Origin of the sequence: Rhizobium sp. YJ-22, from assembly GCF_029601685.1 — a bacterium.
GTDB lineage: Bacteria > Pseudomonadota > Alphaproteobacteria > Rhizobiales > Rhizobiaceae > Metarhizobium.
Genome location: NZ_JARRIR010000006.1, coordinates 245,904 through 256,144, shown reverse-complemented (window position 1 = coordinate 256,144; position 10,241 = coordinate 245,904). Strand labels below are relative to the sequence as shown.

General features: G+C 64.2%; 9 protein-coding genes. 3 read left to right on the top strand and 6 right to left on the bottom strand.

Features of this window, described 5'->3' with window-relative positions; all coding sequences use genetic code 11:
- Nucleotides 1–138: 138 nt before the first annotated feature.
- Nucleotides 139–1,104 (bottom strand): HD-GYP domain-containing protein, encoded by a 966-nt coding sequence (locus tag P7F60_RS16155; protein ID WP_277918760.1) that lies wholly within the window; start codon nt 1,102–1,104, stop codon nt 139–141.
- A gap of 393 nt (nt 1,105–1,497) precedes the next feature.
- Here P7F60_RS16155 and P7F60_RS16150 point away from each other — a divergent pair, with 393 nt between their 5' ends.
- Nucleotides 1,498–2,661: a Gfo/Idh/MocA family oxidoreductase gene (locus tag P7F60_RS16150; RefSeq protein WP_277918759.1), complete on the top strand. Its 1,164-nt coding sequence runs from the start codon at nt 1,498–1,500 to the stop codon at nt 2,659–2,661.
- A 9-nt stretch (nt 2,662–2,670) separates the two neighbouring features.
- Nucleotides 2,671–3,600, top strand: coding sequence for a DUF6492 family protein (locus P7F60_RS16145; RefSeq protein WP_277918758.1), 930 nt, complete (start codon nt 2,671–2,673; stop codon nt 3,598–3,600).
- Nucleotides 3,601–3,602: 2 nt separating this feature from the next.
- On the opposite strand, the gene P7F60_RS16140 is transcribed toward P7F60_RS16145, so the two are convergent.
- Genes P7F60_RS16140 through P7F60_RS16130 form a run of 3 tightly spaced genes read right to left on the bottom strand, consistent with a single transcriptional unit; the run spans nt 3,603 to nt 6,705 of the window.
- Nucleotides 3,603–4,562, bottom strand: coding sequence for a glycosyltransferase (locus P7F60_RS16140; RefSeq protein WP_277918757.1), 960 nt, complete (start codon nt 4,560–4,562; stop codon nt 3,603–3,605).
- 2 nt (nt 4,563–4,564) lie between these two features.
- Nucleotides 4,565–5,347 (bottom strand): WecB/TagA/CpsF family glycosyltransferase, encoded by a 783-nt coding sequence (locus P7F60_RS16135; RefSeq protein ID WP_277918756.1) that lies wholly within the window; start codon nt 5,345–5,347, stop codon nt 4,565–4,567.
- Nucleotides 5,344–6,705, bottom strand: a complete 1,362-nt coding sequence (locus P7F60_RS16130) for an O-antigen ligase family protein (RefSeq protein WP_277918755.1) — start codon at nt 6,703–6,705, stop codon at nt 5,344–5,346. Before P7F60_RS16130 ends, P7F60_RS16135 begins: the two co-directional genes overlap by 4 nt.
- Before the next feature lie 170 nt (nt 6,706–6,875).
- Here P7F60_RS16130 and P7F60_RS16125 point away from each other — a divergent pair, with 170 nt between their 5' ends.
- The gene (locus tag P7F60_RS16125) at nt 6,876–7,823 is read left to right on the top strand and encodes a glycosyltransferase family 2 protein (RefSeq protein ID WP_277918754.1); all 948 of its coding nucleotides are present in this window, start codon (nt 6,876–6,878) and stop codon (nt 7,821–7,823) included.
- Here P7F60_RS16125 and P7F60_RS16120 read toward each other — a convergent pair.
- Entirely contained in the window at nt 7,799–8,746 is a 948-nt protein-coding gene (locus P7F60_RS16120) for an NAD(P)-dependent oxidoreductase (RefSeq protein WP_277918753.1), read from the bottom strand. The genes P7F60_RS16125 and P7F60_RS16120 overlap by 25 nt on opposite strands.
- A complete protein-coding gene (locus P7F60_RS16115) occupies nt 8,743–10,212 on the bottom strand; it encodes an oligosaccharide flippase family protein (RefSeq protein WP_277918752.1) in 1,470 nt (489 codons plus the stop codon). The genes P7F60_RS16120 and P7F60_RS16115 overlap by 4 nt, the downstream gene beginning before the upstream one ends.
- Nucleotides 10,213–10,241 lie beyond the last annotated feature (29 nt).

Below are 10,241 nucleotides of genomic sequence, written 5' to 3'. Positions count from 1 at the left end.
TCTCGAACGCGCGGAGCGGATCCACGCGCCCGGCGGTTATTTGCGCAGCCTGAGCGGCAGGGCAGGGCGTGGCCGATTTTCGCCGGCGCCGATGTTGATGGCGCTATTGCGCGAGAAAGCAGAGGAGGGGAAGCCCGGTCACGCCAGCACGCCGCCGACGACCATGCGTGAAACGAAATTCTGCAGCAGCTCGGGATCGAAATGGCCGGGAGAGTCGAGCATGAAGCCGATTGCCTCGGATTGCGTCCAGGCACGCTTGTAGGGGCGGATGGTGGTCATGGCCTCATAGACGTCGCAGATGGCAGCAATGCGCGCCGGCCGGGGAATATCGGCGCCCTGCAACCCGCGCGGATAGCCTGTGCCGTCATATTGCTCATGGTGATAGAGGCAGATGTCGAGCACGGTCTGCGGCATGTTTTCGGCGCGCTTCAGAAGCTCATAGCCGCGTAAGGGATGGGAGCGCACCAACAGGCGCTCGGCCTCGGTCAGCGTGCCCTTCTTGTTAAGGATGGCGCGCGGCAGCAGCATCTTGCCGAAATCATGCAGCAGGCCGCCAATGCCGAGCAAATGGATCGCTTCCTCGTCGAGTTTCAGCGACCGGCCGAAATCGATCATCAAGGCGCTGACGGCAATCGAGTGCAGAAAGGTGACCTGGTCCCGCTGCTTGAGACGCGACAGACCTATCAGCGCCGCCGAATTTTGCCCGGCCGCGGCCATCAGGCTCTCGACGGTTTGAGACGCGCCTTCGAACTGGATCGCCGCGCCCATGCGAATGTCGGAGAGCATTCTGCGCACATGCGGCGCGGTGTTCTCGATGGTCTGGCGCGCGTTTTCCACTTCCCGGGCGGAAAATTTCGACAGCAGGTCGGTCTCGAACTGGACATGGCTGAAGCCGCCGGCATATCGTCCCGCGCCGCCGGTATCGGCGCCCCGGCGCGTATCGATGACGACGCTGATTACTTGAGCGCGCATCAGGTGGTCGACATCCAGCGTTGAGGAAATCAACAGTGGAAGCGCCGGCGCGGTGCCGGCCGAACCGTTCCATTCCAGTTCCGTGACGAGCATGCCCGTTCGCAGTTGGTGGAGACGAATTCTTTTCTTCATGGTCAACCTGCGCCTTTGAAATGGCTAAGCGGACTGGTTTCGAACCTGAATGCGGATGTATAGGAATAGACGAAAAAGAAACCTTGGATTGCATATGCGACTTACGGCAATGAAATGAATATGCACCCCTGCTTATCCAGCATACGCCCTCATCTGGGCATCGGCCAAGATCCTAGAAGCGATTAAATAGATGTCCCGCAAATATGCGGAGCTGAATTCGACGCAAAAGAGAAGCACGCGACAATTCGGTTACCTTCTTCGATGAAATCCACTGTTGCGTCGCCGGCATTTACCCTTGCGTAGCGGCTTGCGCGCAAAGTGGCTGCGCGCCCGAAGCCGCCGGTTCTATGCGGCCACCGGGCATGGGGAAAGGGGATCGGATTGGAGTCGCGCGTGAGACAGGAACCGATGGGAATTGCGATCGTCGGCTGCGGTTACGTCGCCGATTCCTATCGCTATTGCCTGCAGTTGCATGGCGGTGCCTTGCGCCTGACCGGCGTGTATGACCGGGATTCTGAGCGGCTGTCGGCATTCTCCGGTTATTGGAAGGATGCAGCCTATCCGTCGCTGGACGCTTTGCTGGCCGATCCCGCCTGTCGGATCGTGCTCAACCTGACCGATCCGCACAATCATGCAGCCGTAACGCGCGCGGCGCTTGCCGCTGGTAAACACGTCTATAGCGAAAAGCCTCTGGGCCTTTCGGCGCAGGAGGCGCAGGAGCTTGCGGGCCTGGCCGAACGCGCCGGCCTTCGGCTTGCCGGTGCGCCTTGCAATTTCCTGGGCGAGTCGGTGCAGACGGCCTGGGCGGCTGTGCGCGCCGGGGCGATCGGCCGTGTGCGGCTCGTCTATGCCGAACTCGACGACGGCATGGTGCATCGCGCCGATTATACCAATTGGATCAGCCGCAGCGGTCGTGCCTGGCCGGCGCGCGGCGAATTCGAAACCGGTTGCACCTATGAGCATGCCGGTTATGCGCTCGGGGCGCTCATCGCCATGTTCGGCCCTGTGCGGCAAGTCTCGGCCTATTCCACGCTGCTGATCGCCGACAAGAAAACAAGGCCGCCGCTCGAAAACCCGGCGCCCGATTTTTCCACCGGCTGCCTGGAATTCGATGGCGGCATCGTTGCGCGAGTGACGAATTCCATCGTTGCGCCCTATGATCATCGCTTCCGCATCGTCGGCGAAGAGGGCGTAATCGATATCGCGGAAATTTGGGATTACGGCTCCTCGGTCATACTGCGCCGCGCCGCCACCGGCCGGCTTGGTCGGTTGATCGAGCGCCGCTGGCCGCAACTGTCCGGGCGGCGGCTGAAGCCGGTGCGCGCACCGCTGCTCAAGCGCGGTCCGGGACGGCCAACCATGGATTTCATGCGTGGCGTCGCCGAATTAGCATCTGCTATTTACGAGGATCGCCCGTGCAAGCTGGATGCCGCGCTTGCTATGCATATCACCGAGGTCACGGAGATGCTGCAGCATCCGGATCGGTTCGCGCAACCGTCGCCTGTTGCGTCGAGCTGCAAACCGATCGAACCGGAAGCATGGGCAACAGGGCGATAAGGGGTTGAAATGACGACATATGAATTGGTGACCCTTTCTTTCTCGCGGGATTTCGAAGCCTGCCGCCTGATGTGCGAAAGCGCGGAGCGCTTCGTGCCGGAGGGCATCGAGCATCGCGTGATCGTGCCCCGCGCCGACCTGCCGCTGTTTGCACCGCTGGCTTCCGCGCGCCGGCGGCTCGTAGCGGAGGAGGATATCCTTCCGTGGTGGTTTCGGCGCATGCCGATGCCTTCGCCGCGCTGGCGGCGGCTGCTGCGTCTGCCGCGCCGCAACATCTACATCACGCCGTTCAGCCCGCCGGTGCGCGGTTGGATCGCGCAGCAGATCATGAAGATCGCCGCCGCCGATCAAAGCAAGGCCGACGTCGTCGTTCATATCGATAGCGATACCGTTTTCGTCCGGCCCCTTCGACCCGAACATCTTTGCCCGGACGGGCGCGTGCGTCTCTATCGCGATCCGCAGCCCGCTGGCCTGGAAACCCATGCGCTTTGGCAGAAGGTGGCGGGGCAACTGCTCGGCCTGCCCGAAAAAACCTTCTACGGCGGTGAATATATCGACTCCTGCGTGGTTTGGAAAACCTCGGTTTTGCGCGGCATGACTCAGCGCATCGCCGATATCTCCGGCTCCGATTGGTTGAAGACCTTGTGCCGGACGCCGCATTTCGCCGAATACGTTCTCTACGGCGTTTATGCCGATCAAGTGCTGGGTTTCGATGCGGCGCATCTTGTGCCGGAAAGCTTTTCGCTCTGCCATTCCCGCTGGTCCGGTGATTTCGAAAGCGATGAAGCGATCGACGCCTTCATCTCGGCGGTGAAACCGCATCACGTCACCTGCCTCATTCAATCGACGATCGGCAGCAGCCTCGATCTGCGCAGGGATATTTTCGCAAGGGTGACGGATGTCGCCGCCCGGCAGGATATGGCGACGGAAAGCGCCTGACGTCAGCGCCCTGGCGGCGGGGCGCTGTAGATCGGTTCCAGTTCCGCAAACGATATTTTCCCGAATACGCCGGCGAGTCGGTAGCGCAGTTGCCGGCGCGCTTCGGCGCCTTTCAGCCATTGCAGCGGCGCGGACAGCATGAGAATGATGAGTTGCAAGATCGCCCGCAGTCGCAGGCGCCAGCGCTGCCGTGTCGGGCTGGCGCTGTTCCTGGAGACCGCAAGGGCAAAAGCCTGCCCACCGGCATAGAAGCGCCGTTCGAGATAGGCCGGATCGCAGCGTTTGGCCGGCACGAATTCCAGCGCCTTGGCGCCGGGTAGCCAGCCGAAGCGCCGGCCGCGCCGCTCCAGCCGGCAGAACAGGTCGTAATCCTCGCCGCCGCCATTGCCGAATGCGGGATCGAACGGCGTGGCGTCCGTCAGCGTCGTCGATTTGCGGAAGATGCAATTGTTGGTCGCCAGTGCGATGCCCTGGGTTTTCGCCGGGCCTATGGCGAAGAGATCGGTTCCGGCCGGTGCGGCCAGGCGGCGGGAAAACAGGCCGAGCACGGTGGCGTCGGCCTTGTCGGGTGCTTCCAGAACGGGCTCGACCGCGCCGAACAGCACGTCATGCGGAAAGGCCGCGAGACCTTCGGCGACGGCGATCAGCCAATCCCGGTCCAGTTGCTGGTCGTCGTCCATGAAGGCGACGATCTCATCCGGCGCCGCAGCCGCCCCGGCATTGCGGGCGACGGAAATATTGGCCGGATGCGCGGCGATGCCGAGCAGCGGATAGGGGAGGCGGGCGCGCATCGCCTCGATCACCGGCAGCGCATTGGAATCGTCGCTGTTGTCGACCACGACCAGCGTCAACGGAATGTTTGCGGGATTGCGCAGCGCCGCCACGCTCTCCAGCGCCTCGCGCAACAGGTCGTGCCGGTTGAAGGTGCAGATGACGATGCTGATGCGGGTGGGGCCGGTCATGCTCATTTTCCGCGATTGAGACGGTTGCGGAACACCAGCCGCACGATCTGCGGGCTGTCGACCAGATAGCGGCGCCATAGCCGGCGCGGCTCGCGCACCAACCGGAAAAGCCATTCCATGCCGATCTTCGAGATCCAGTCGGGCGCCCGCCGCTGCGGATAGGCGAGGAATTCCATGGCCGCGCCGATGCACAGGCCGATGCCTTTCGCCTTGCCGCGCGCCTTCAGCCGCTGCGCCAGCAACTCCTGCTGCGGCGATCCGACCGCGAGCAGGATGAAACGTGCCGGATGCGCCTCGATGAATGCGACGGTGTCGTCGAATTTCCGGCGGTCGCGCAGCAGGCCCATCGGGGCATCGAAGTGGATGGCGTTTTTCAGCTTGAAACCGCGCACGATCGTTTCGAAAACGGCCGGTGTGCTGCCGACGAACAGCACCGGCCAGGCAGGATCGAAGCCGGGAGCGGAAAACAGGTCGCGCACCAGATTGGCGCCCGGCACGGTCGGCAGGTCCAGCCCGACGAACTTGCCGAGCAGACGCACGGCGCGGCTGTCGTTCAGGCACAGCCAGGCGACGTCATAGGCATGGGCGACTTCGCCGCCGAGACGGTCGATGCGCACCAGATGATCCGAATTCGGCGTCACCACGGCGGCGAAATCCTCATTCGGATCGCGTGCCAGCAGTTCCGCCAGTGCTTCGGCCTCATCGATGGGATCGAAGCGGACGCCGAGGAAGGGGACGCGCTCGCGCGCAGGCTGGTGATCGACGAGCGGAAATAAAAGCGTCATGGCAATTTACCCATGGAAAAGGAAGGCCGAGCGGCGGGAGACGGCAGAAGATCGCGCCCGCGCGCCAGGAGGAACATCATCGGCAAGACGATGTTGAACAGCACGATCCCGCGCATGAACAACGACGCCTCGGTGAAATTGTGCAACAGAAATAGAACCAGCATCGCCGTCATATAGGCGAAGCCCGCCGCCGTGCCGTGCGGCATGCGCGCGAGCAGGCATAGCAGGACGCCGCGCACGATCAGGCACAAGACGGTGAAGACGGCGAGAATCGTCACCGGTATGCCAAGCTCGATGCCGAGCTGGAGATAACCGTTATGCGCCTGGTTGATCAGGCCGAGCTCGACGTCGCCGAGCCAGCTTCCCGGTTCCAGGCGCAGCAGCGGATCGCGGCCCGGCCCGACATCCCAGAATGCACCGTAGCCATGTCCCAGCCATGGCCGCTCGAACATGCTCTTACGCGCGAAGGCCCATAATTCGTCGCGCCCGGTGAAGGAGGCGTCGCCGAAGAGGATGAGGGTAATCGCGTTCATGTCCAGATCATGGGCAATGAGGAATGCCAGACCGGCAAACAGGCCGAGAAAGCCCGCCATCACCACGGCGAGCGCCACTGTCGGCCCGCTACGCGCGGCGAATGCCAGTATGCCCAGGATCGCCAGAGCCCCGAATGTCAGTCCGATGGAGGTCTTGCTGCGGGTCAGGATCAGGAAGGCAATACCGATCGCGGTCATGGCGACGCCGAACAGAACGTTCATGCCGTCGCGATGTCCGCGCGCGGTCCAGGTGGCGGTGGCCAGCACGGCGGCCATGCCCACCATGCCGGCGACGTTCTTCTGGCTGTAGAGGCCCTTGGCGCCGAGATCGTCGACGCCGAGCGAAGGCATGGCGAAGATGACGATCAGGTTGAGGATGACGATGGCGGTGATGCCCCAGCAAAAGGCGGTGTGGGCGCTGCGCAGGTCACGTACGCCAGCCGCCAAGGCAGCGGTGATCAGCGTAAAGCAGGCCAGGAGGATGGCGCGGCGCAGGGTGAGGCCCGGAAAATCGGACCAGAACATGCTGAGGACGGCAATGCCGGCGATGGCAAGCACGCCGAGGCTGCGCAAAGCCATACCCGGCACGGCCCGCCAATACAGCGCCAGCACCACGATCGCCAGCATCGCCATTGCGAGAACGACAATCCGGTCGAGCGGATTGCCTTCGAGGCGCTGGGTGAGGGAGGTGGTGGAGAAGGCATTGGTGCCGATGAAGCAATAGAGCAGAAACAGCAGCGCCAGCAAGGAATGCAGGGCCGCCGGAACATGTGCCAATCCGGGAATATCCCGGAAAGTCAGGCTCGCTCCTCTGGCTTCGATCATCACTTTGTCCGTTTTCGGTTCACTTTGTCTGCGCTGTTGCGTGCGAAAGGGCGCGCGGCATGGCTTCCTTTCGCTTATGCCGCAGATATTCGCTAAACAGGTTTAACATCCGGGTTACCGGCCTGCCGTATTGTGAACATGCTTACGAAATCCTGCGGCAGATCGTTAAAATGACGGATAAATCCCCAGTGCTGATCTCGGTCGTCGTCCCGACCCTCAACCGCCCGGAGCCGCTGGCGCGGGCACTCGACAGCCTTTCGGCGCAGAGATTGCCAGAAGGGCTCGGCATGGAGGTGGTCGTCATCGACAATTCCAGGGACGGCTCGGCGCGCGGCACCGTGGATGCCTGCATCGCGCGCAACCGCCTGCCGATCGTCTATGTGCTGGCACCGGTGCCTGGGGTGGCCAATGCCCGCAATGCCGGCGTGCGCGCCGCGCAAGGTCGATGGATCGCTTTTCTGGATGACGACGAGGAAGCGTCGCCCGGCTGGCTGGCGTGCCATGTCGCCACCTTGCAGGCGACAGGCGCCGATGCCAGCTTCGGTCCGGTCGTCGCCAAGGCGGAAGCCGGGCAATTGACGCCGGCCTTCGCCGCCTATTTTTCCCGTCAGCTGGGGCGGTCGGACCGGGCCGACATCACCGATCTCTCGGCGCTGCTCGGCACGAACAATTCGGTTTTCGATCGTGGGCGCTGCCTGGCCAAGGCCGAGGTCTTCGACACCTCTCTCAACGAGGTCGGCGGCGAAGACAGTCTGCTGCTGCGCCAGCTTGCGGATTCCGGGCGGCGCTTCGCATGGACCCCGGGCGCCGACGTCATCGAATGGGTGCCGCCAAAGCGGATGAACTGGGCCTATGTGCGTCGGCGCCGGTTTCTCTCCGGCCAGATCCGCACCTTCGTGCATCACAAGCTGATGCCGCCGCGCTGGGCTTCGGTCGCGCTGTGGATGGGCGTCGGCGCGGCGCAGGCGGCGTTGGAATTCGCCAAGGCCGCCATTTTCCTGTCGTTCGACCGGGAGAAGGCGGAGATCGCCCGCTCCAAGGCCTGGGGCGGGCTTGGCAAGCTGTTCTGGGGCGAGCGTTTCCGGCCGAAGCTTTACGGCTCCGGCCTGGTGTCCTGAGGACCAAGGCTGCGGGCCAACCCTTCCTTCAAGGTGATTTTCGGTGCGAGGCCGAGAAACGCGGTCGCCGCCCCGGCATCGAGGGTGAGCCGGCGGCGAAACAGCGCGAGCTCTCCGGGCGCGGGCGCAAGGGCGGCGCGATGACCGCCCGGCAGGCCGATGCGCCGCCAGATTTTCGCCGCCAGCCTCCGCGCCGCCCACCAGCGCAGTCGCGTCGGTCCGATTATCGGCAGGCCAGGAGCGCCGAGGGCAGCGGCCAGCGCCTGGAAATAGGCGTTCCAGCTTGGCTGATCCGGCCCGACGATATCGAGAGGTGGGATTTTCCCTGCCGACGCGCCATCCTGCAGGCGGTCCACGGCCGTGACGGTGAGCGCGGCGATATCATCGACATGCACGAGATGCGCCCAGCCATCGCCGGCAGGGCCGAAATCGCCCCAGATTCCCATGCGGATACGCTCCGCCATCTTGTCGATCCAGAACCGGCTACCCGCACCATAGACGATGCCAGGGCGGAGGATGACGGCGCGGCGTTCACCGCCAGCCTTTTCCCAATCACGCACCAGTGTTTCGCAATCCAGCTTGGCGCGGCCATAGCTGTCCAGAGGCCCCTCGCCATCGCCATGGACGGCGATGGAGCTGAAATAGACGAGTCGCGCCACGCCGGCCGTCGCCATGGCGGACAGCAAGGCGGCGCATTGGCGCGGCATGGCGCTTTCCTCGCCATAGGCGCAATGCACGACGATCTCGATGCCGGCAAGCGCGGCGCCGATCTCCGCCGGCCTGTCGAGGTCGCAGGCGATGACGTGGGCTTGCGGCGTGGCGCGGCGCGTTCCAGCATGCGCGTCATGGCCGGCGCGGCGTAGCGCGTCCGTGACGCGCGCGCCGATAAAGCCGATGCCGCCGGTGACGAGGATGCGGGTCATGCCTGCTCGCCCGGACGCAGCGGCTGGCCGCGCAGGAAATCGAAGATGCCGAGCAGAGCGGGGCGGGTGAACAGCCACATCAACCCGATCTGGATCGCCGCGCCAATCGGGATGGCGGCGCAGAGCGCCAGGATGTTGCCGAAGGGTTGCACTGTCACCGCGAAGGCGCCTGTCGCCAGCGCCATGACGGCGGCCGTCGCCCAGGCGGGGGCAAGGAGACGCAAGCGTTCGCCGCTGCTCCATCGGTCGGGCTTGCCGATGGGGGCGAGTAGCGCAAACAGCGCCTGCCAGCTATCGCCGATCAGGCGCGCGGCACCGATGACATAGGGCGGAGAATCCTTCATCGCCACCAGTAGCAGGAAGGTGACGGCCAGCCCCGTCAGGCTGCTGACCAGGCTGAATTCCGGGCGGTTTCCGGCCGAAAGCGCAGTGAAGATCGGGCGTGCCGGCATCAGCACCGCCGCTCCGAGCGACAGGCAGATGGCGATGTCGGTCGCCGTTTCCCAGCCGGGCCCGGAAACCACCGGCACCAGCGCCGGCATGATCGCCGCCAACCCGGCAAAGGAAGTGGCGGTGACGAAGGCGAGCAGTGCGATCACCCGGTTGCGTTCGGCAATCGCGGCCTTTGCCGTCTGCGCCACGCGCTTGAAATGCGAAAAGACGATGTTGTGGGACGTGGCGACGATGGCGCCACGCAACGGCTCGACGATGCGCATCGCCATGTTGAGCTGGCCGAGCGCGCTCAGCCCGAAGAAGGAGCCGACGATATTGTTGAACAGCAGATAGTTCAGATTGTCTGCGAATCGGTCGAGGAAGGAAATGCTGGCGAAGCGGCCGAGCGCGGCCAGATGCGACAGCGAAAGCTGCGGCATCAGCGGAAAGCGCAACTGCCACTGCAGGCAGAGCGAGCGCACCACGACGATTACCAGTCGCATGACGATCAGCGACCAGACGCCGGCGCCAGCCAGCGCCATGGCGATGGACACCGGAACCCCGACGGCATGACTGATGAGATTGGAGGCGGCGATATCGTTGAAGCGGTGGCGCCGCCGCGCCAGCGCCGTCACCAGGTCGCCATGGCCGCTGAAGGCCACCGACAGCATCGACACCGGGAGCAGCATCGCCATTTCGGGAGACGCATAGGCACCCGCCAGCAGCGGTCCACCGACCAGCGACAGTGCGATCAGCGCCAGCGCCACGAGCATGGAAAAGCCGAAGGCGGTGCGTAAATGCGCACCGCGCAATACTTTCTTCTGGACCAGCGCTTCCTCGAAGGGCGCGCCGACCAGAAGGGCGGCGGCTGCCGACATGGTCAGCACGATGGCGGAAATCCCAAATTCCTCCGCCGGGATCAGGCGCGACAGCACGATCGTCGACGCGCTGAGCAGGATCAGCCGCCCGACGGCATCGCCGCCGGCCCAGCCGATCCAGCCAAGAACGGTGCGGGCGGAGGATCGGGCGGTCATGGATGGTTTCCTTGCCGCAAGCGGCGAGA